Origin of the sequence: Rhodococcus sp. LB1 (assembly GCF_001583455.1) — a bacterium.
Lineage (GTDB): Bacteria > Actinomycetota > Actinomycetes > Mycobacteriales > Mycobacteriaceae > Rhodococcus_F > Rhodococcus_F opacus.
The window spans coordinates 74,238-94,200 of sequence record NZ_LTCZ01000301.1 but is presented as its reverse complement, the minus strand read 5'-3'; the positions used below and the strand labels follow the sequence as shown (position 1 = coordinate 94,200).

20 protein-coding genes and 1 pseudogene are annotated in these 19,963 nt (G+C 62.8%); 16 read left to right on the top strand and 5 right to left on the bottom strand.

Features of this window, described 5'->3' with window-relative positions:
• Nucleotides 1-37: 37 nt before the first annotated feature.
• Both AZG88_RS54415 and AZG88_RS31685 read right to left on the bottom strand, forming a co-directional pair.
• Nucleotides 38-217 carry a hypothetical protein gene (locus AZG88_RS54415; protein ID WP_061042587.1) on the bottom strand — a complete coding sequence of 60 codons (180 nt, stop codon included), beginning with the start codon at nt 215-217 and terminating at the stop codon, nt 38-40.
• Nucleotides 218-1,336: 1,119 nt separating this feature from the next.
• The gene (locus AZG88_RS31685; RefSeq protein ID WP_061042586.1) at nt 1,337-2,110 is read right to left on the bottom strand and encodes an enoyl-CoA hydratase-related protein; all 774 of its coding nucleotides are present in this window, start codon (nt 2,108-2,110) and stop codon (nt 1,337-1,339) included.
• A gap of 564 nt (nt 2,111-2,674) precedes the next feature.
• On the opposite strand from AZG88_RS31685, the gene AZG88_RS52115 reads away from it, so the two are divergent.
• The 16 genes and pseudogenes from AZG88_RS52115 (at nt 2,675) to AZG88_RS54405 (ending at nt 15,990) form a co-directional block, all read left to right on the top strand.
• Nucleotides 2,675-2,848, top strand: coding sequence for a hypothetical protein (locus AZG88_RS52115; protein WP_156517667.1), 174 nt, complete (start codon nt 2,675-2,677; stop codon nt 2,846-2,848).
• The gene (locus AZG88_RS31680; protein ID WP_061042585.1) at nt 2,845-3,717 is read left to right on the top strand and encodes a sugar phosphate isomerase/epimerase family protein; all 873 of its coding nucleotides are present in this window, start codon (nt 2,845-2,847) and stop codon (nt 3,715-3,717) included. The genes AZG88_RS52115 and AZG88_RS31680 overlap by 4 nt, the downstream gene beginning before the upstream one ends.
• Nucleotides 3,714-4,727 (top strand): fumarylacetoacetate hydrolase family protein, encoded by a 1,014-nt coding sequence (locus tag AZG88_RS31675; protein WP_061700108.1) that lies wholly within the window; start codon nt 3,714-3,716, stop codon nt 4,725-4,727. Before AZG88_RS31680 ends, AZG88_RS31675 begins: the two co-directional genes overlap by 4 nt.
• The gene (locus AZG88_RS31670) at nt 4,717-5,532 is read left to right on the top strand and encodes an SDR family NAD(P)-dependent oxidoreductase (RefSeq protein WP_063886915.1); all 816 of its coding nucleotides are present in this window, start codon (nt 4,717-4,719) and stop codon (nt 5,530-5,532) included. Before AZG88_RS31675 ends, AZG88_RS31670 begins: the two co-directional genes overlap by 11 nt.
• A 266-nt stretch (nt 5,533-5,798) precedes the next feature.
• Entirely contained in the window at nt 5,799-6,983 is a 1,185-nt protein-coding gene (locus tag AZG88_RS31665; RefSeq protein ID WP_061042582.1) for a hypothetical protein, read from the top strand.
• A 109-nt stretch (nt 6,984-7,092) separates the two neighbouring features.
• Nucleotides 7,093-7,671 carry a TRAP transporter small permease subunit gene (locus tag AZG88_RS31660; RefSeq protein WP_061042581.1) on the top strand — a complete coding sequence of 193 codons (579 nt, stop codon included), beginning with the start codon at nt 7,093-7,095 and terminating at the stop codon, nt 7,669-7,671.
• 2 nt (nt 7,672-7,673) lie between these two features.
• Nucleotides 7,674-9,188 (top strand): TRAP transporter large permease, encoded by a 1,515-nt coding sequence (locus AZG88_RS31655; RefSeq protein WP_061042580.1) that lies wholly within the window; start codon nt 7,674-7,676, stop codon nt 9,186-9,188.
• Nucleotides 9,189-9,295: 107 nt separating this feature from the next.
• Nucleotides 9,296-10,465, top strand: a complete 1,170-nt coding sequence (locus AZG88_RS31650) for a cytochrome P450 (RefSeq protein ID WP_197487971.1) — start codon at nt 9,296-9,298, stop codon at nt 10,463-10,465.
• Nucleotides 10,466-10,504: 39 nt separating this feature from the next.
• The gene (locus tag AZG88_RS31645; RefSeq protein WP_061042617.1) at nt 10,505-10,711 is read left to right on the top strand and encodes a ferredoxin; all 207 of its coding nucleotides are present in this window, start codon (nt 10,505-10,507) and stop codon (nt 10,709-10,711) included.
• Complete coding sequence (locus AZG88_RS31640; protein ID WP_061700106.1) at nt 10,708-11,901, top strand: NAD(P)/FAD-dependent oxidoreductase; 1,194 nt, start codon at nt 10,708-10,710, stop codon at nt 11,899-11,901. Before AZG88_RS31645 ends, AZG88_RS31640 begins: the two co-directional genes overlap by 4 nt.
• Nucleotides 11,898-12,404 carry an HtaA domain-containing protein gene (locus AZG88_RS31635; protein ID WP_061042577.1) on the top strand — a complete coding sequence of 169 codons (507 nt, stop codon included), beginning with the start codon at nt 11,898-11,900 and terminating at the stop codon, nt 12,402-12,404. The genes AZG88_RS31640 and AZG88_RS31635 overlap by 4 nt, the downstream gene beginning before the upstream one ends.
• A gap of 219 nt (nt 12,405-12,623) precedes the next feature.
• A complete protein-coding gene (locus tag AZG88_RS31630) occupies nt 12,624-13,886 on the top strand; it encodes an FAD-dependent oxidoreductase (RefSeq protein ID WP_061700105.1) in 1,263 nt (420 codons plus the stop codon).
• 90 nt (nt 13,887-13,976) lie between these two features.
• Nucleotides 13,977-14,489: a carboxymuconolactone decarboxylase family protein gene (locus tag AZG88_RS31625; protein WP_061700104.1), complete on the top strand. Its 513-nt coding sequence runs from the start codon at nt 13,977-13,979 to the stop codon at nt 14,487-14,489.
• A pseudogene (locus AZG88_RS55775) lies at nt 14,482-14,787 on the top strand (nuclear transport factor 2 family protein); the annotation flags it as partial. The gene AZG88_RS31625 and the pseudogene AZG88_RS55775, both read left to right, overlap by 8 nt.
• 4 nt (nt 14,788-14,791) lie before the next feature.
• Nucleotides 14,792-15,040 carry a hypothetical protein gene (locus AZG88_RS54410; RefSeq protein WP_061700103.1) on the top strand — a complete coding sequence of 83 codons (249 nt, stop codon included), beginning with the start codon at nt 14,792-14,794 and terminating at the stop codon, nt 15,038-15,040.
• A gap of 68 nt (nt 15,041-15,108) precedes the next feature.
• Nucleotides 15,109-15,990, top strand: coding sequence for a TIGR03619 family F420-dependent LLM class oxidoreductase (locus AZG88_RS54405; protein ID WP_061042573.1), 882 nt, complete (start codon nt 15,109-15,111; stop codon nt 15,988-15,990).
• A 59-nt stretch (nt 15,991-16,049) separates the two neighbouring features.
• On the opposite strand, the gene AZG88_RS31610 is transcribed toward AZG88_RS54405, so the two are convergent.
• From AZG88_RS31610 to AZG88_RS31600, 3 genes are all read right to left on the bottom strand, one after another.
• Nucleotides 16,050-16,883, bottom strand: coding sequence for a mycofactocin-coupled SDR family oxidoreductase (locus tag AZG88_RS31610; protein WP_061042572.1), 834 nt, complete (start codon nt 16,881-16,883; stop codon nt 16,050-16,052).
• 194 nt (nt 16,884-17,077) lie between these two features.
• The gene (locus AZG88_RS31605; RefSeq protein ID WP_061042571.1) at nt 17,078-17,887 is read right to left on the bottom strand and encodes a mycofactocin-coupled SDR family oxidoreductase; all 810 of its coding nucleotides are present in this window, start codon (nt 17,885-17,887) and stop codon (nt 17,078-17,080) included.
• A 226-nt stretch (nt 17,888-18,113) separates the two neighbouring features.
• Nucleotides 18,114-19,604, bottom strand: a complete 1,491-nt coding sequence (locus AZG88_RS31600; RefSeq protein ID WP_061042570.1) for an aldehyde dehydrogenase family protein — start codon at nt 19,602-19,604, stop codon at nt 18,114-18,116.
• Nucleotides 19,605-19,963 lie beyond the last annotated feature (359 nt).

The window sequence follows — 19,963 nt, the reverse complement described above, 5'->3', positions numbered from 1 at the left end:
CGCCGTCGGTAGATACTCGACCCGCTCCGGGAGCTCACTACTTTCGGCCACCACTTTGATGCCGGCAAGCAGGCGCCGAGCGAAGGTCGCGGCTCGGGACCTTGCCGACGGAACGACGACGGTACTCCGTGATCAAAATGACCGTCGAGCTCTCGAGCTGCTCCACGATCTCTTCCACCGCGGCGACCTCCTCGGGTTTTGCCTGATTCGCCTCCATATCTGGATGGTCGGCGCATAAGCGAACTACCGATAGGGGTAGGCAAAAGCTAACGCCCAGGACACCCGTCGCCGTGCCGCCCGCGGTCACCTGACGTCAGCGCACTTCAGCGCGGTCCTGCCCGCGATCAGCAAGGACGTTGTGCCGAAGATCGGTGCGGCGGTGCGGTCCTGGCGACGGCACACCCGTACCGGTCGCGCCTTCGCACGCGCTACCGTGAACAGCCTCACCGTCGCCTCGGTCCCCGAGGCGGCCTGAACGAAGTCTCCACCTCGTCCAGGATGCTTCTCCATCCGTCAAGTCATGCCGGGGTCCGGGCGTGCAGCGGTCAGTGGTCGGAACATCTGCCGGGTGATACCTCGTCAGGCAACGCACTCCTTGGTCTTCGACCCTCGCAGCGGCGGGCAACATACCCGCGGGTGTCGCGGTGGGGGCGGATCCGGGCGAGGACGAGAGTGGTCAGCGCCGGTTCAACCTTAGACAGTTCCGGTTCGATCGCGTTTACGGCAGAATCGAGTGCCTTCTGTTGTCGATCAACTCGGTATCGAGGGCGCGGACTCGTCTTTGTCCAGTCGTACCGCCACCCGTCGACACATCAATCTGTCTGCGCGTCAGCGCTTTGCGCGCATCGATTCCAAGGTCGGTGATCCGGAGCAGGGCGGCGAGCGCATTACTGCTCGGGTCCGCTCGCCGGCCATTTGTTCTCTGGCCACGACGAGGACGCGAAGCGCGGCGCGGGGTTCCTCGGCGCGCTTCGCCTACCTCAGAACTGGCTGTGGAAAGGTGTGGCACAACCAGTTCGACAGAACCTTCGGCCGCACTCAGCCGATCATCGCGTAACGCCCGCGCCACCTGCCCGGCTCGACGGGGAAAAGCTAGTGGAACCAACCGTCTCGAGAGGTCGGACGATCACCCACGCCCGTCACCTAATCGCTACCGCACAACGAAACTCAGCACACGCACATCAGTTGATCGGTGAAGGACGGCGCCCTGGTGGACGTGGGGCCGGTGCCGCCGGACCGAGCCGCAGCGGGGCCATTCTTTCGGCGAGGGCGATCGCCAGGCCGAACGTCCCGCCATCACTACCATCACCTCGGCCGGACGGCGCCGGTTGTCGGGTCAGGTGAGGTGGGCATACCTTGGTTCCCGCCTCTCGACGACTGCGTTGATCGCTTCTCTCGAATCGGCATGCGCGCAGAACTCCACGGTCAGCCCCTGCTCGTACACGTAGCCCTCCTCGAGAGTCATCGGCTCAATCATGTTGAGCGCCTGCTTGGCGTACCGCAGACTCGAGGCGCTATGGCGTGCCACATGGGTGGCGAGTTTCAACACTTCCTCGAGCAGTCGACTCCGATCGACAACTGTGATGAGGGCCCCGTATGACACCAGACGAGTGACCGGTACCGGGTCGCTCGTGAAGTACATCCACCGCAGCACCGGCTCGGGCACGAGGCGGGACAGATGGCGGGCGCCTCCTAGTACACCTACGTTCAATTCTGGCACGCCGAAGCGCGCATCGTCGGAGGCAATCACAAAGTCGCAGGAGGCTGCAAGCGCGAGTCCGGAGCCGAGCGCGGCACCCTGCACAGCGCCGATGACGGGTAGCGGACAACGCGAGATCGCAAAGAAGGCCTCGCGCACCTCGAGCATCCGCTCAGCGGCGTTGTCCGGTGCAAGCTCTGTGAACTCTTGCAGGTCGTTTCCGGCGCAGAAGTGATCGCCCTGGCTTGACAAGACGACGACGCGGGCACCGGGGGCGACATCATCGATGTGCTGGAACACATGCGCGAGTTCGCGGTACGCGGCTTGGCCAAGTGCGTTGACCGGGGAGCGGCGCAGTTCGACACGAGCGACCGCGCCCGTGACCTCGCAGCTGATGTTGGTGTACTCCATCGTCGATATCTCCTTGCACTCGGCGGACTTGTTCAATCAGGCAGCCGGAATCATCCGGGAAGCATGGGAACATGCTTCGAATGGGTTTCAGTTTTTACGTACGCAGATTCAATGTAGGGCATGGGATCCAGATCCGGCTACGCTGAGTCTCCTAAGGTGACGCGGCCCAGCGGCCCAGTCGTAGACTGCCTCCGGCACGTCCGCCCGGGAAGGTGAGGACTGTCATCGGCCTCGAGGGCTGTCATATCCGTATTTGAGCGCCGACCTGGGCTTGCCCAGCATCGCGATGACATTACCGGCGAAGTCTCAAGTTTGGGCTCGGACGCGACGCGCCGAGATCTACCTGCAGTGCGCGCACAGGCCGATCTGCACCTCGATGCCGGCCTATGAAACGGATGTCATAGGGCAGGCGAGGGAAGTGCGGTATCCAGAGCAATGCGAGTGTCGTCAGGCGCTGCGTGGCGGTCCTTGTCCTTGCTGTAGAAATGCGAAAACCTATTCGTATTTACAGAATCTATATTTCGTAATAGCCTGGCTTCATACGACATGGCGAAGGAGTTTGCGTTGTCCACAACCTTTGTGTTCGTCCGGATCGCCGACCCCGATCTGGAGCATTCACTTGCCTCCTCGACCGAGGCCGTGGTGTCCGAATCGACGAGCGTGTCATTCCCCGACGAGCTGACCGTCGCCGCGAAGCTGCCGAATGCAGATCTGCAGACCGGGGTGCGCCGCCGATGAGCTGCGGTTCCGGAACGTCCGTCCTGTCCTATCTGACGGTTGCTGGCGCATCCCCTTCGGAGTCGATTGCGGCGGCGGCGGAGGCGGGCTTTGAGGCCGTGACGCTGCGAGCGGTGCCGGTGGGGACCCGCCCCGACGCCGTCGGTCGGATCCCGTTGGACATGGGCGGTGCTATCAACTCAGCACGCGTAGGGGTGGCGGACATCGAGTTCGTGGATATCCATCCAGATCTCGAGGTGGCCCGCTTGGAGCCCGTCCTGGAGTTCGGCGCGCGGGTCGGCGCGAGATTCGTCAATACAATGTGCAGCGACCGGGACGAAGAGCGCGCCACCGATCATCTGGCCGCACTCTGTCGGCTGGCTGCACCCCACGGTCTCACCGTCGCCCTGGAGTTCACTTCGTACACTGCCGTGAACTCGCTGCACAAAGCTCACCGAATGGTGGAGCGGCTCCAGGACCCGGCGGCAGTCGTTGTGGTCGACGCGTTGCATCTCGCGCGCACGGGCGGCACGCCGAACGACGTCGCAGAGTTAGTGCGACTGCGCCCCGATCTCTATCCGATCGTGCATCTCTGTGATGCGCCGCGGACTCTCGCCGAACCGACGGCGGAGGCACTGGCATACGAGGCCCGGAGCGCTCGGCTCCTCCCGGGGGAGGGCGGGCTGCCGTTGGTCGATCTGGTGCGAGCCATGCCTGCTGCGACGCAGTACGTCGAAGTGCCCTCACCAGCGTTCGCCGGGATGTCGTACGTCGATCGTGCTCGGGCGGCCGCCGACGCGCTTGCCCGGATCAGGGATCAAGCGGGGCGATCATCGTCTCATGTTGTCGGCCAGAAACAGTCAGCACGATCAGGAGAGGTGAAGGGTTGAGGTTCGCACGATTGCAATCCGGCAAAACCGCCGTAGCGCAGGAGGATCGGTTCATCGACCTCCATGGTGCGGTGACCGCGTTCAGTGCGCACGATCCAAGCGCGTCGAGCATCCTCACAGGGCTGTTGCCTACGGCGGACGCTGACTGGACGTCACTCATCGACGGATGGGACAAGGCGAGGGCGGCAGTCGAGTCTCTGCTCGTGTGGGCGGCGAAGGAAGGTGGCTATGACGTCGTTCTGGACGGTGCGCCCCCGCTCGCCGCGCCATCGATTGCGGTGCTCGCCATCGGCGCGAACTTCGCCACGCATGCGGCGCGATCCGAATTCGCAATCGAGGGAGGCGGCGCGGCGACCGCGGATCGTGTTGCGAAGCTCCTCGAGGCCAGGCGCTCGGGCGTTCCTCCGTGGGGGTTCCAGATTCTGCCGCGCACGGTCGTCGGCGACGGCGGACGGCTCGGTCGGCCATCCGGTTTCTCGTACCTCGACTACGAGGGAGAGGTCGGGGTCGTGCTTCGCGGCGGCGAGACGCCGCGCGTCTGGGGTGTCGTCGCTGTCGACGACGTCAGTGTGCGTGACCCGTACTTCTCATCGGGCGCACCGAGGATCGACGAGGGTCCCCTCACCTGGGTGTTGCAGAAGAACTTCCGAGGCGGAACCGCGTGCGGACCGTGGGTCGTGGTGGACGAGGACCTCGACGAGAACGACCTCGACATCCAGACGCGCGTCAACGGAAAGCTCCGCCAGAGTGGCAGCACGAGCGAAATGGTCTACTCCTTCGCTGATGTCGTCGACCACCTGCACGGGTTCATCCCGTTGCGCGCCGGCGACATCATCGCGTCCGGCACACCAGCGGGCACGGCGTTCGAGGAAGGCGCGGACGGACCATTCCTCGTCGACGGGGACGAAGTCGTCGTCGAGGTCGAGGGTGTCGGAAGCCTACGCAATGTAGTCGGCAAGACGCCGACCGGATCGGGAACAGCAGAGAAGGGAACTGCAGATGATAAATGAGGAATTGACCGAGGGTCGTCGCTTTTCGGGCAAGACCGTCATTGTGACCGGCGGTGCTTCCGGCATCGGTCTCGCCATGACCGAGAGGTTCGCTCGCGAGGGTGCCGCAGTGTTCGTTGCAGACGTCGGCAAGTCCGATGAGTGGTCGGACATGCTCGAGCGTGGCGGTGACATCACGTTCGTCGACACCGATGTGACCAAGCCTGCCGACTGGGCGTCGCTCGTCGGGGCAGCGTCTGAGCGAAACGGCGGAGTCGATGTGTTGCTCAACAACGCCGGCCTCACCCGAGCTGGGCTGCTCCACGAGATGAGCCGGGAAAACTGGGACCTCGTGCTCAACGTCGACCTGAACGCGGTGTTTCACGGGGCGCAGGCGGTGCTTCCCGGGATGGTCGAGCGTGGGAGCGGTACGGTCGTCAACACGGCATCGACGCTGGGCTTCATGGCCAATCACCACCTCGGTGCTTACACCGCTGCGAAGCATGGTGTGGTGGGCCTCACGAAGCAGATAGCCCTCGACTACGGGCCGCTGGGGGTTCGGTGCAACGCAATCGCACCTGGTCCCACCGAGACGCCGAATGTTGTCCGTAGCTACGGCAGCGCCGACGCGATGGCTCCTCGCGGCAAGTACCTGCTCGACAGTGTCCCGATAGGCCGGCTCGGACGACCATCCGAGATCGCCTCAGTAGCGGCATTCCTGGCGTCGGAAGAGGCATCGTTCGTCAATGGTGCGATCCTGCCGGTGGACGGAGGACACTCGGTGCACACGGGGCCGATCTGGAGCGACCGTGAGTATCAGAACTGAGCCGTCTTTACCACTGCGGCGCAGGCAGGACCAGGCGACGTAAAAAACAGAAATGGAATACGAAATACCACCCACCAGAAGCGGCTTAATGCTAAGCTGATTCAGCATTCGCGAATCCATCTCGATGAAAGCCGATTCGGCGACGCTAAGCGAAATCGCGTCCAGTGCTGGCCGGCACCGACTGTTGGGCTGTGGCGCAGTGAGCAGTCGCCCGCCAACGCCCCGCCACGAGGCATACCCTTTCCGCTTCTACGAAGAAGTGAGTTATGAATCGAATTCACACCGGACTTACGGCCTTCACGGCGACGGTCGTCGCGTCGCTCCTCCTCACGGGATGCAGTTCCGGCACTGACACTGGAGGTGCCGATGCCGGGGGGACACTCGAAAGTTTTGACCCGACTGTCATCAGGGCTGCGTTGATCACCCCGCAGGCGGGCACGAACGGGGTGGTCGCGGATTCGCTGTTCGAATACGTGACGGAAGCGACAGCAGGGAAGATCACCTTCGAGCCCTACTGGTCGAACTCCCTTGTCCCCGCTAACGAGGTACTGCCCTCGGTGCAAGCCGACACCGTGGGATTCGGGGGCTTCTCGACCAGCCTCAACCCTGACGAGCTTCCCGTGTCGCAGTGGCTGCGGGACCTCGGTTCCGAGACGTCGTACGACATCGCGACTCCCGAGGGGCACCTGCAGCAGCTCCTGGCGACCTGGGACCTGTTCCAAAGCAGTGACATACTCGACGCCGAGTTCGCAGCTCAGAATGCGAAGGTGCTCACCGGCTTCGCGAGCGCGCCGTACAACCTCGCTTGCGTGGACCCGGTCGAGACCCTGGACGAGGCAGACGGCAAACGGGTGCATGTCGGCGGAGGATCATGGATCCCGGAAGCGGAATCGCTTGGGATGTCGACGCAGTTCATCAACGGACCTGAAATGTATGAGGCGCTTCAACGCGGCGTGATCGACTGCGTGGTGTGGCCGGCAACGATCCAGAACGACTTCTCGATCCAAGACGTCGCGCCGAACTTCACTCCGGCGCAGTTCAGTACCTTCCTCGGGTACGTGCAGGTCCTGAACCTGGACACGTGGGAGTCGTTTCCTCAGGAGGTGAAGCAGATCTTCGAAGAAGCGGCGATTCGATCGACCATCCGGTCGGCAGAGGTCAACCTCGAAGACACGGCCGAATACCTCGCCGACGACCGGGTCACCACGCACGACGCGTCCGAGCTGGACGAAGCGCTCGCAGCGACTCAGAAGGAGGCACTGTCGACGCTCGCGGACCGAGCCCCGTCAGCGGTGACCGACCCGGAAGCGTTCATCGAGGGCTACATGCAGAATCTCGAGTTCTGGAAGGGCGTGATCGACGAGATCAAGGCTCAATCGCCCGATCTCGACGGCTGGCAGGAACGTGTGAGCGAGGTCATGCACGAACGCAGCCGAGCACTCAACCCCTGACCGCCGCTGCCTCGCAGACGCTGGTCGGGCGACTCCGAGGACGCAGGTTCCAGATGTCACGTACCAGATCCGTGCGTTACGGGTCAGACATACCGGATTGGACCTCACCATGACCGAAGCCGAAACCTCAACGGTCCTCGTTTCACCGTCACGTCGCGCCCCGAAGCTCGTGGCAGGGATCGAGTGGGCGGGTAAAACAGCAGCGTGTGTCGGCGGCATCGCGCTCCTCATGCTCATTCTGCAGCTCGCCGTGGACGTACTGGCGCGCAACTTCTTCAACCAGTCGGTGCCGGGCACGACGGATTTTGTGACGTATTGGTGGATGCCCCTCGTGGCGATCCTCCCGTTGGCTTTCGCCGAGATACGGCGTGGACATATCGACGTGACACTGATTACAGATGCACTCTCACCCAAGATGAAGTGGGTGGCCGACCTCGTCGCCATTGTCCTTGCGCTCATCACCTTCTCGGGCCTCGCCTGGTACACGTTCGTGAGCGCGGTGATGAAGATGGAACTGAACGAGGCCGCCCTGAGCGCCCGGTGGCTGGTGATCTGGCCGATTCGCTTCGTCATCGCGGCGGGCCTGATCTTGGCAGTGCTTCAGCTCGGCGTCGAGCTGTACAGGCAACTCTCGGGGCGTCAGGCCCCCGGGTCCGCGGAACCGGTCCTACTCACAGAAGGCGTCTGAGGATGTCGTCACCCACGCGTACTGTCAATGCACCCCGGCACGAGGAGGCACCTCAGAGCCGGCTGCCGCACCGCCGTCTCGTGTTGCGACCCGGCAACATCTCGTATGTCGTCACCGCTGGGCTACTCGGCGTCGGCCTCGTCTCGCTCCTGATGTTCGACCTTCCGCGGGAAGCGGTGGGCTACCTCGTTATCGGTCTCGTGCTCTGCGCATTACTGCTCGGCGTCCATATCGGCGTCTCGATGATACTGATCCCCACATTCGGGCTGTTCGTGCTGGGCAAGCTACCGACGGTGGTCGGCACCTTCGAGGGTGTTGTGTTCAACACGGTCGCGAGCTGGCAACTCAGCGTCATCCCGATGTTTGTGTTGATGGGCATCGCCATGTGGAAGGGGGGCCTCACCAGTAGGGCCTTCGACGTGGCTCTCCTCTGGCTGGGTCGGTCCCCTGGCGGAGTTGCCGTCGGCACCAACCTTGCCGGCGCAGGTTTGTCGGCCGCGAGCGGCAGCTCAATAGCTATCACCGTCGCCCTGGGCCGCATCGCCATCCCGGAGATGCTCAAGTTGAAGTACAGTCCGGCACTCGCGACGGGTACGGTCGCGATGGCGGGCACGTTGGGCCAGGTGATCCCGCCCAGCGTGATGCTCGTCATCTACTCCGGCCTCGTGCAGACGGCGACAGGTCCACAGCTCATCGCGGGCGTTGTTCCGGGAATCATCCTTGCTGTCGCGTTCGGCGGGGTCATCGTCGTCTGGACTCTCATCAAGCCGTCGTCCGCACCGCGCGTCGTCACGCGGGCACCGCTCGGGCAGAAGCTGCGCTCCCTCGTCGGGATCGTCCCGATCGCGGTCGTCGTGCTCGTAGTGATCGGCGGAATGCTTGCGGGCCTTTACACCCCGACCGAGGCCGGCGCCTTCGGCGCGCTCGCTTCCATCGTCGTCAGCGTCCTGTCGTTTCCACGAAAAGAGCGCACGTTCAGGCGGATCCGCTCATTCGTCGGCGAGAGCCTGATGGAGACCGTAGTATCGTCGGCCGCCCTGTTCCTGCTCGTCATCGGGGTCACGGTCATGACCCGGCTGATGGCCCTGAGCGGCGTCGCCCAGTCTGCCACCAACTTCCTGGTCGGGCTGGGTATGCCGACAGTGGTGTTCCTGCTCGTCCTGATCGTGCTGTTCGTCCTGCTGGGGATGTTCCTCGATGAGTTGTCGATGATCCTCCTCACCCTGCCTGTGCTCATCGGGCCGCTCACTGCGCTCGGCGTAGACATGATTTGGTTCGGGATCTTCCTCATGATGCTCGTCCAGATCGGCATGGTCGCGCCGCCGATCGGCATTCTGTCGTTCATCGTGCACGGTCTGACGAAGGATCCTGCGGTGAATCAGGGGTACAGCATCAAGCTCACCGACGTGTTCAAGGGTGTGGCCCCGTTCGTCGTCGTCACGCTCGTGATCCTGGTCGTCTTCGTGTTCTTCCCGAATATCGTGACCTGGCTGCCGTCGATCATGGCGCCGGAATGAGCCGACATGATGCCCTGCCGGACAACACTATTGCGGACGCGCACCGCAGCGCGGAACCGAAGAAACGGAGAACCCTTATGTCCACTGAATTGAGTCCCCTTCTGACCGTGCGGCGGGAGATCGGCCACGGCTTCGCGCCCGATAGCGAACTCGTCAGGGTGCGTGATGCGGGAGAGCTACCGCAGCTAGGCCTCGACCTCCCTCAATACGGACACTTCGACGTGACGGCAATCACACGCTACGACGACGTCCGCGAGCTCCTGGGCAGCGGCGACGTCGTGATGGGACCAAGTTCGGAGGCGCAGACCTCTGGAACGTTGGCGAACATTCCGGGGTACTTCATCTACTACGACGGTCCTGAACACGCGCGGATCCGCCGCATGGTGAGTCGGTGGTTCACCGTGAAGAACATCCAGCGCCTGCGGCCCCGCATCGAAGAGATCGTCAATGAGAGCCTGGACAGCTTCGAGGCGCTCGGGGGGGCGGGAGACTTCTTCTCGCAGTTCGCCTTGCACGTGCCCACTCGGGTCATCTGCGAAATCCTTGGTATCCCCTTCGAAGACAGCGGCGATTTCCAGCAGTGGACTCTCGACATCCTGAGCCTCTCGTCCGCCACCGAGACCGCGATCTCAGCTGTCGCGGCGCTGCGTGCATACCTGCGCGAACGGGTTGTCGTGGCGAAGGCAACAGCCGCTGCCCGCGACGACCTCATCAGTGCCCTGATCACCGAGAACGAGGGCGAGATCACCGACGAGGAGATTGTCGGCATAGCGATGTTTGTGCTCATCGCGGGTCACGAGACGACGGCGAATGCGATCACGGTAGGGACGCTCGCTCTGCTGGAGCACCCAGATCAGGCCGCGGCTGTCAGGGATGACGACTCTGTGGTCCGCACTGCGATCGAGGAGCTGCTCCGCTATCTGTCCTTGGCAGTAGGAGTACATCGCCTCGTTGCTCGCGATACGACGATCGCGGGGCGCGATTTCTCGGTAGGCGAGCGGATCACATTCTCGTTGCTGGCTGCGAACAACGACCCAGCGTTGGTCGGGGACTTGCCGGAGCTGGATATCTCCAGAAAGCCTGTGCCGCACGTCGGCTTCGGCTTCGGCATCCATCAATGCCTCGGACAGCATCTGGCTCGCCTCGAGCTGACGGTCGCGATTCCTGCCGTGCTCCGGCGGTTTCCGAACCTGCGCGTCACGGTCCCGGCAGCCGAGATCGAATTCCGTCGCGACGCGCCCATCTACGGTGTTGCGTCGCTTCCGGTGGCGTGGTGACCCCGTCGCGCCAATAGGAGAGAAGAAATGATGAAAGAAATGCATATCGTCGTCGACGAAGACAAATGTGTCGCAGGTGGCCAGTGCGTCTTCGCGGCACCGGAAGTATTCGACCAGCGTGATGAGGACGGCATCGTGGTGTTGCTCGACGAGCATGTCCCCGTCTCCAGTGAAGAGGACGTGCTCACGGCGATCAGCCTGTGCCCGGCTGCCGCGATTCGGCTTGCGGAGCAAGAGGCACGATGAGAAGCGATGTCCTCATCGTAGGAGCTGCGGCAGCGGGCCTCACGGTTGCTGAGACCCTCCGCCGCAAGGGCTTCGCAGGCAGTATCCGCATGGTCGGTGACGAGCCGCATCCTCCCTACGATCGCCCGCCGCTGTCCAAGCAGGTACTCGCGGGTGAATGGGAGCCGGCTCGCGCAGCCCTTCGCTCGAGCGAGGTCATCGACGCCCTCGACATGCGATTGGATCTCGGAGTCGAGGCGACCGCGCTGAACGTACTCGACCACACCGTGGCCTTCGACGACGGGACCGTGGGTGAATACGGCTCGTTGGTGATCGCGACGGGGCTGCGTCCCCGGCAGTTGCCCGGTTGGCAGGACATTCACGGAGTGCAGAGCCTGCACAGCCTCTCTGACAGCCTCCGGCTGCGAGAGCAGCTCACGGGTGCGCGCGATGTCGTCATCGCCGGTGCCGGCGTATTGGGTTGCGAGATGGCCGCGACCGCACGTAAATTCGGCGCGAAGGTGACGATCGTTGATCCGGTGCCGTCGCCGATGTTACGCGTCGTCGGCGAGGCGCTCGGTGCCCGTATCCGGTCACTGCATGAGGCTCATGGGGTCGAGTTCCGACTCGAGACGATGGTTCGGGACATCGTCGCCGACGGTGGACGAGTCGTCGGCGTGGACGTCGGCGACGAGGTAATCCCCGCCGACATCGTGGTGGTCTCTATCGGCTCGTCGCCGGCGACAGGGTGGCTCGATTCGAGCGGTCTCGAACTTGCTGACGGCGTCGTCTGCGATGCGTATTGCCGCGCAGCTGAGGACGTCTACGCGGCGGGCGATGTCGCGCGCTGGTATGACAAGCGCCGTGACGCCCATGTGCGATTCGAGAACCGGACGAACGCATCCGAGCAGGGCATGCTGGTCGCACGGAACATTCTGGGTGAAGAACTCGAGTACACCCCGATCGCCTATTTTTGGACCGACCAGTATGACGTCAAGATCCAGGTGTACGGCACCGTCCCCGACGGAGCCACCGTCGAGACGATAGAGGATGAGCCGGAACGCAATCGGTTCCTCGTCAGGGCGATCTCCGACGGACGAGTCACCGGCGTGGTGGGCTGGAACAACCCACGGGGCGTGCGAATGGCGCGCCAGCGGATCGTGGATGCCGAGCTCGCCATACAGAAAAGCCTCGAGACCCGCGTTCGATGACGGGCGAGCCGACGCAGCTGCTAGGGCTGCTGTGGGGGGTGAGGAGCAGCTTCCGGGGGTACGTCGCGCGGTCGCCTGGATCTCGAATCGCGGTCGGGAACGGTGCGGGAGTCTCCGCCTCCGACGAGTTCTTCTTCGCGCCCGCTGTCGAGCAGGAGAACGCAGTGCCCTTCGCTCACGGCACGGGCACACTGCGATTCACCGGTTCGGTGCATTTCGTCGCGCACCACGGTTTTCTCTCGGTGCCGATCGTGGATCCTTGGGTGCAGTTCGACGGTGCGGACATCGTGTTGAGCATCGCGGGTACGGGCTCGAGCGACGCGCGGGTGCGGATCGCGCGGGTGGGGCCAGGCGCATCGGTGTCGGACGCGGGGACCTCGTACTGGCCCGAGCTCCCAGCACGGCTTCATGAGGACGGTGTCGAGGTATTTGGCGGGACCTATCCGGCCGACACGCCACTCGATCCCGTGCGAATCCGCGTCAACATGGCCCGTTTGACATAGGGGATTGCCGAAAAACAGTATCGATAGCTATATTTATGGTTAGAATTTCGATAGAATAGAAGTTAGTTTCGCAAATTTGCTCGAACGACAGCGCTCCGCCGATCCTGGCGGCCCCATGATTTCGATGAACAGCGACTTGCACCCGTAATCGGTTGGCACTCGCGCATCGTCGCCACCGGACGTGACTGTCATTGAGCGTGACGCCGAGGAGAGTGCGCAGTGTCCGAACGGGAATTGTTGGAAGTGGACGTGTTGGTGCTTGGTGCCGGGATGGCCGGGCTCACCGCAGCATCGGTCGCAGCCAAGGGAGGGGCCAGCGTCCTTGTCGTCGAGCGTGCTGCAACCAGTGGCGGCACCTCGATGCTTTCGTCAGGTTTCGTTTGGCGATTCGGCTCGATGGAGGAGTATGCGGCCGAGGACCCCAAGGGAAACCGGGAGCTTCAGTCCATCATCTATGACGAGTTCGAGAACCTCATCTCGCATCTCGAGGACGTGAGCGGAGTTACGACGCCTCTCATCCCTGTGCTCGACGGTTGGGGGCACGAGGCCGATCTGGGCACCTACTTCGCGCGCGCTATCCGCGAGGTCGAGAAGGCCGGGGGACAGATCGTCTACGGCGCCGTCACCGACCGGCTGATCGTGGAGTCGGGTCGAGTGGTGGGCGCGGTCATTCTCGACGACTCCCTCGAGGTCGAGGTGCGAGCCTCCGCGACGGTGCTCTCTACCGGTGGATTCGCGCAGTCGCAGAAACACCTCGAGGAGTTCTTCGGCCCGGCCGGTGCGACGCTGCGTGCGCGCGCTGCAGAGACGGTCCGTGGCGACGGACTGGACCTCGCCAGGGCGGCCGGCGCGCGCATTGTGCGGGAGGGTGGCTTCTACGGACACCTCGTGGGCAAGAACGTCGAACTCGCCGAGCACAGCGACGCATGGCACACCTACAGCAACCTACGTAGCTGGGCCTGCTGGCTCTACAACCGCGACGGAGAACGATTCACCGACGAGAAACGCGGCGACCACATCAACTCGCTGGCGCTGCTGAGCCAGCCGGATTCCACCGGCCTGCTCGTCTGGGACGAAGACATCAACACCCGTGTGCCGGCCTCGAAGCCTGTCCAGCCGATCGACTCATTCGAAAAGTCGCTCATGCTCGGAGCGCTCGGGAAGCTGTGCGAGACACCCGAGGCGGTCGCCGAGTTTGCCAAGGAGAACGGTTTCGCGCCTCCGGTCCTGCCTGCCGACCACGGCAGTGCGCCCTTCCGTGCGCTCTTCGTCGAGCCATCCATCACGGTCCCGTACCCAGGCATCGCCATAGATACGAACGCGCAGGTGCTTTCGGAGGTCGGTGAGCCCATCGAAGGGCTCTACGCCACGGGCGCAGACTGCGGTGGCGTCAACTTCGAGGGCTACGGTGGATCACTCTCGCTGGCAGGCACGACGGCCCTGCGCGCCGTCCGGAAAATCCTGGCGGGCGTGAAGGTGTGAGACGTGACGTCAACGCAGAGCTCGCGTTGACGTATGTGGGCGCGCGCCACCGTCGCTGAGGATCACGGTCGCAGTTGAGAAGGAGTAAGTATGTTGAGACTCGATCTGCCGGACACCGACAACCTCGCGGCGGCGGCGGGAGCTCTATCCCCACGGATATGGGATGACCTCGTCGCATTTAACGGGGCTGCACGCACACACGCGCGGCTCTCCGGTCGTGAGTTCGAAGCCGCTCGTTACCGCATCGCGCTGATCAACGACTGCAACTTGTGTCAGTCTCGGCGAGGTGCCCCTGGTGAAGAGGAGGGCGGCGCAGGAATTCCGGAGTCCTTCTACGAGGCAGTCACAACCTGGCGTGAGGATCAGTCTCCGTTCAGCGAACGGGAGTCGCTCGCAATCGAATTCGCTGAACGATTCGCTCTCGACCACATCGCGCTCCATGACGATGAGGTGTTCTGGGACCGGCTGCATGCGAGCTTCTCCGATCCCGAACTCGTCGACCTGGGTCTGGTGATTGCCGGATTCATCGGGGGCGGGCGTTTCCACCGTGTATTCGGGACCGACTCCGTTTGTATGGTCGATCTCTCCGCGCGAAATGCCTGAGGCCGCGGTAGGGGAGCTCGAACATCTTCGCGCCGAGCTCAGCCAACTGCTCGCGCGACAGCAGATCCTCGATTGCATTCACCGCGCAGCGCGGGGCCTCGACCGCCATGATGTGGAACTGCTGGCTAGCGCCTTCCATCCGGACGCCGTCGTTCGATACGGCAAGATTATCGATGGTGTTCCCGGAATTGCGCGCAAGTTGAACGAGGGCCACGCCTCGTCGTCGCGGGCGCACACGCACAACATCACGACACACAATTGCCGCATCGACGGGGACAGTGCCGAGGCGGAGTCCTACGTTCTTGCCGGACTGGCCTCCGGCGACCGGACCACGGTACGGCTACTCGGTGCTCGGTGCTCGGTACCTCGACGTGCTCGACAAGCGCAACGACCGCTGGCTGATCAGCGCACGCGAGGTCGTCATCGAATGGTCGATGAGCGGGGACGCGAGCGCATTCTACTCGGAGACGTTCAATGCACGCGGCTATCCGACCGGAAGCTGGGATGGGTCGGATCCCTCGTATCGCATCGGCGGATTCCCGCGTACCTGACGAGTGGCGCAGGTCGTGTGGTTTCCATGCCGCCGAGGCTCAAATCCAGCAGCAACGAAGGGCATTACATGACTACAACGGCCAAACCACTCAAAGTCGGGCTCAGCCTGCGGCACACGCTGCAGGCGAACCCTCTCGCTCTCGCGGAGCTCGCGCGAGTCTGCGATGCCGTCGGACTCGACTCGCTCTGGTTGCCTCATCACACGATCATTCCCACTGATTACGCCAGCCGATACCCCTATCAGAAGGACAGCAAGCTGCCCTTTCCTGCCGACACGCTGTATTCGGACTCGCTGACCCTCCTGTCCTACGTGGCCGCCGTCACCACTCACGTTCGTCTTGGTACAAATGTCATCCCGCTCATCACGCAGCATCCACTCGCCCTCGCCAAGCAGGCTGCAACGGTGGATCACCTCTCCGGCGGCCGTCTGGAATTGGGTCTGGGCTCTGGCTGGTTGACTGAGGAAGGAACCGTGCTCGGTCAGCCGACGAACAAGCGAGCTCGCCGGCTGAGCGAGACGATCGACATCCTCCGCAAAGCTTGGACCGGTCAGCCCTTCACCCACGAGGGCGAGTTCTGGCAGTTCCCCGAGCTTGTCTGCAGCCCCGCCGCGGCCCAAGGATCGGATATCCCGATTTGGCTCGGAGGATCCTCACCCGCGGTCGTCGAAATTATTCGGACCCGCGGATCGGGTGCAATTCTGCCCCCGGGCGATGCGGGCGAGGAGATCCTCGCGCAGCTTCGGCCGTTGCTCCCGGCCGATCGGGACATCATCTCGCCGATGGTCGTCTCACCCGATTCGAGCGATGACGACATCCTCCGGTCTCTGGAATCCTGGCATCGGCGCGGAGTGGCCGGTGTCATCCTGCTCTCCCCGCCTGACACGGACATCGCGATCCCCTTGATGCGTCGGATCGGCGAGCATGTGTTGCCTCGGCTTGCCCGCTAAGAAACGACAATGCAGGTCCAGTCGACACAGCCGACTGGACCTGCCGTACTGCTGGTGGATCACCCGATTGCGTTGCCACCGTCGATGGGCAATGCGACTCCCGTGATGTAGCGCGCTTCTTCCGATGCCAAGAACAAAAGCGCATTGCTTAGGTCGACAGGCTCGATGAGGTCCACCGGGTATGGGTTCAACACGTGGGTTGCCGCGATGAAATCAGCCTTTGTCGGGTTCTCCATGTGGGGGAGGAAGACCCGGTAGGTTGCATCGTTGAAAGTCATGTCGGTTCCGACAGTCGTCGGGTGAATGGTGTTGACGCGAATGCGGTCTTCAGCGAGTTCGAGGGCAAGGGTTTTCATAAGCCCAATGAGACCAGATTTAGCCGCTGTGTAGTGCGCGGCATTTCGTACCGCGCGCAATCCAGTGACCGAACTCGTGATGACAATGGATCCGCCGCCGCTGGCACGAAGGTGGGGGGTTGCAGCCTTGACCGTGTGCCATACGCCAGTGAGGTTGATATCGATCATGTCTTGCCATGTTGTCTCGTCGAGAGTCTCGGCTGGCACGAAGCCGCTGACAACTCCGGCGTTTGCGGAGACGATGTCGAGTCGTCCGAACTGGTTGACACCGTCGTCGACCGCCTTCTTCAGAGCGTCATAGTCGCGGACGTCAGCGCGGGTGGCGACGATTTTCCGGCCGAGTGACTCGACCTGCCTGACCGTCTCTTGGAGGTCGTCCGCGGTACCCAATGCGTATGGAACTGAGGCGACGTCAGCCAGGATGTCGACGGTAATGATGTCGGCGCCTTCTTCGGCTAGCCGCACCGCATGGCTTCGGCCTTGGCCCTTTGCCCCGCCGGTAATGAACGCAACCTTGCCTTCTAATCGACCTGCCATTGTGCGTTACCTGCCCTTCTGCGCTTCCTGTCTCGATTTGCTCGGGTTCGTGCGCAAAGGCCGGCCGGCGCTTGCCCGGATTGGATCGATGCGGGCAAGCGAACCGGCTGCACTACTCAAATAGCTCGGTGCGGAAAGCCTTTGAACGCCACATCGCCATTCGCTACCAACGCGAGAGTTGACTGTTCGCGCACTCAGTAGTTGGCGAGGCCACCGTCCACCGACAGGGCGGTGCCGGTAACCCACGTTGACTCGTCGGACGCCAGATAGAGGACGGCGTTCGAAATTTCTGCCGGAGGCATGCGACCGGGAATCCACTGGGAGAACATGCCCACAAGGTCGGGGTTTACCTCGTTGAACCGCTCGAACATTTCCGCGGCCTGCGAAACCATCATGGTCTGTACTGCGCCGGGGTGGACGCTGTTCACGCGCACTTTCTGCTTCGCGAGCTCCATGGCGAAGGATCGCATCAATCCGGTGACGCCGAACTTGGAGGCGTTGTACGGGAGATTGAAGGGACCTGCTTTCAAACCGTTGGACGAGCTTGTCAGAATCACCGAACCGCCACCGCCGCTGATGAGATGCTCTACCCCCGCCATCACGCTGTTCCATGCGCCGATCAGGTTCACGTCGATGACAGTGCGCAGAATCTCGGGTGTCACCTCGTTCCAGGGCTTCATGATGGCCACGCCGGCGTTGGCGACAATGATGTCGAGGTGTCCCAACTCGCTGACCCCTCGATCGACAATCGTCTTCAGGCTGTCGAGGTCCCGCACGTCTGCGACGTCGCTGACAATTCGCCGACCAAGGGCCTCGACCTGACGCACGGTCTCTTTCAAGTCCTCGTTGGTCGAGGCTGGGTACATCACACCCTCGACGGGTGCAGCGATATCGATCGCAATGATGTCAGCGCCTTCTTCGGCGAGTCGGAGAGCGTGCGTCCGTCCCTGGCCTCTCGCCGCGCCGGTTATGAAAGCGACCTTTCCTTGCACGCGTCCGGTCATCTGTTGTGTCCTTCCGTAGTTCGCTCGCGAAGATCGTTGTCTAGCAATGCATGAGCCTTCGATTGGTCTTAAAAGCTGCGGTGGCGTCAGGTGGCTACGCACACGGTCCCGGTTCGTCGAGTCGCCCTTCGCCTCACTCCCGAACCGCGACGCAACACGAAATGTCCTCAGGTAGTTGAGAACTAGCGCTCGCCCGCCCGGCCGAGACGGCTCTGCCGGCGCTTACTCAGCGTTCGAGGACCGTCTTGATGTTCGTGAACTCCTCGACGCCGAGTCGGCCGCCCTCGCGTCCGAAGCCGCTGCGTCCGACTCCGCCGTACGGTGCGGTGGGGCTGTACGCCACGCCTGTATTGACACCGACGGTGCCGGATTTGAGCTGCGGAATGATTCGGCGGATTCGTCGAGCGTCCGGCGTCTGCAGGTAATTCGACAGTCCGTACGGCGTCGAATTCGCGATCTGCACAGCGTCGGCTTCAGTATCGAACGGTGTAACCGCCATGACCGGACCGAATATTTCCTTCATAGCAAGGTCACTCGTTGGATCAACATCGACAAACACGGTGTTCGATACGAAGTAACCGTCGGCTAGTTCGCCACCCAGACGTTCGCCACCGACTAGGAGTCGACCGGCTCCGCTCGCCTTTGCAGACACGATTGTGCCGAGAATGCGGGCCAGTGCCGCCTCATTGATTACTGGACCACCGATGTGTCCAGGTTCGAGAGGGTCACCGATGCTCAGTCCACCGACAAACGCTTCGATCCTGGAAACCACTTCGTCGTAAACTCCGCGTTGGACCAGTAGCCGTGTCGGCAAGGAGCAGCCCTGGCCCGTATTGACCAACGAGAAATTGCACTGGAAGCCGACGGCTTCGTCCAGGTTGGCATCATCAAAGATGATATTGGCTCCCTTGCCGCCCAACTCGAGCACCAGCGGCGTGAGGGAATGTGAGGCGCCACGCATGATGGCGCTGGCCGTGGGAGGTCCACCCGTGAACGAGATTTTGTTGACGTCAGGGTGGGCGACCAGCGCCTCACCGGCCTCGATCCCGCCAGGTACTAGGTTGAGGACGCCGTCGGGGAGGCCCGCCTGACGGCCGAGCTCTATCCACGGCACCGCACTGAAGGACGTCTGAACATCCGGCTTCAACACCACTGTATTGCCGGACGCGAGCGCGGCAGGGATCTTCATCGCCAGTGAGATCAACGGGGCATTCCATGTGATGATCGCAGCGACGACGCCAACCGGCTCGTGTATGGTGTAAACAAATCCCTGCTCAGCGTCGTGCGTGGTCACCTGACCGTCGAGCCGATCGGCCCACCCGGCCGCATATGAGCCCCAGTCGTAGGCGGCCGCAGCTCCGGAATCGGCGACCCCTAGCGGCATGCCGCTCTCCAGTCCCTGAAGCGGCGACCAGTGCGGATAGTCTCGAACCAGCTCGGCGAACCGCTGCAGCACTTCGCGCCGTCGTGCGGGGTTCCAAGCACGCCACGCGGGGAAAGCCGCTCGGGCGGCGCGGACGGCTTCGTCCACTTCTTTGGCGCTCGCAAGTGGGATCTCGGCCTGAACCTGGCCCGTAGAGGGGTTGACGTGTTGATGAACGCCGCCGCTGCCGGTGGTGCGCCTTTCGTCACCGATGATGATTTCCACTTTTGGAAGAGACGAACGAGCCGCCTCATGCCTCTCGGCGAGGGTGCTCTTGGTAACGACGTTGTTCACGGCTTCCCCATCTATGCATGCGGCGACTTTCGATACCTGCTTTCCACGAGGCTAGACGAAATGTCACAAGGCGTCCAGGATTTGATCAGTCAACAACTGATTTTCAGAAGTCATATCAATAAAAGCCGAATGCCAGTGGTGAGGGTCATCTAGGCGGTATGGGGTTGTCGCGGCGTTGACATCGGTCTCCCGGCGCCCTCGGGAGCGCAACTGGCAGTGGGCTGTTCGCAACGACCCCGTAGAATCGACTGTGCGGTGCCGCCACTGGGTCGGTGGTGGAACACGGCCCCATCCTGTACGGCGACTGTGACGCATGTATTCGAGGAATTGATTCGGAAGGGTAGAAATCTGGAACTAGG

Excerpts from the sequence above, each read along its gene's own strand:
- AZG88_RS54415 (WP_061042587.1), bottom strand. The coding sequence starts at position 217 with ATGGAGGCGAATCAGGCAAAACCCGAGGAGGTCGCCGCGGTGGAAGAG.
- AZG88_RS31685 (WP_061042586.1), bottom strand. The coding sequence starts at position 2,110 with ATGGAGTACACCAACATCAGCTGCGAGGTCACGGGCGCGGTCGCTCGT.
- AZG88_RS31680 (WP_061042585.1), top strand. The coding sequence starts at position 2,845 with ATGAGCTGCGGTTCCGGAACGTCCGTCCTGTCCTATCTGACGGTTGCT.
- AZG88_RS31670 (WP_063886915.1), top strand. The coding sequence starts at position 4,717 with ATGATAAATGAGGAATTGACCGAGGGTCGTCGCTTTTCGGGCAAGACC.
- AZG88_RS31665 (WP_061042582.1), top strand. The coding sequence starts at position 5,799 with ATGAATCGAATTCACACCGGACTTACGGCCTTCACGGCGACGGTCGTC.
- AZG88_RS31660 (WP_061042581.1), top strand. The coding sequence starts at position 7,093 with ATGACCGAAGCCGAAACCTCAACGGTCCTCGTTTCACCGTCACGTCGC.
- AZG88_RS31655 (WP_061042580.1), top strand. The coding sequence starts at position 7,674 with ATGTCGTCACCCACGCGTACTGTCAATGCACCCCGGCACGAGGAGGCA.
- AZG88_RS31645 (WP_061042617.1), top strand. The coding sequence starts at position 10,505 with ATGCATATCGTCGTCGACGAAGACAAATGTGTCGCAGGTGGCCAGTGC.
- AZG88_RS31640 (WP_061700106.1), top strand. The coding sequence starts at position 10,708 with ATGAGAAGCGATGTCCTCATCGTAGGAGCTGCGGCAGCGGGCCTCACG.
- AZG88_RS31635 (WP_061042577.1), top strand. The coding sequence starts at position 11,898 with ATGACGGGCGAGCCGACGCAGCTGCTAGGGCTGCTGTGGGGGGTGAGG.
- AZG88_RS31625 (WP_061700104.1), top strand. The coding sequence starts at position 13,977 with ATGTTGAGACTCGATCTGCCGGACACCGACAACCTCGCGGCGGCGGCG.
- AZG88_RS54405 (WP_061042573.1), top strand. The coding sequence starts at position 15,109 with ATGACTACAACGGCCAAACCACTCAAAGTCGGGCTCAGCCTGCGGCAC.
- AZG88_RS31610 (WP_061042572.1), bottom strand. The coding sequence starts at position 16,883 with ATGGCAGGTCGATTAGAAGGCAAGGTTGCGTTCATTACCGGCGGGGCA.
- AZG88_RS31605 (WP_061042571.1), bottom strand. The coding sequence starts at position 17,887 with ATGACCGGACGCGTGCAAGGAAAGGTCGCTTTCATAACCGGCGCGGCG.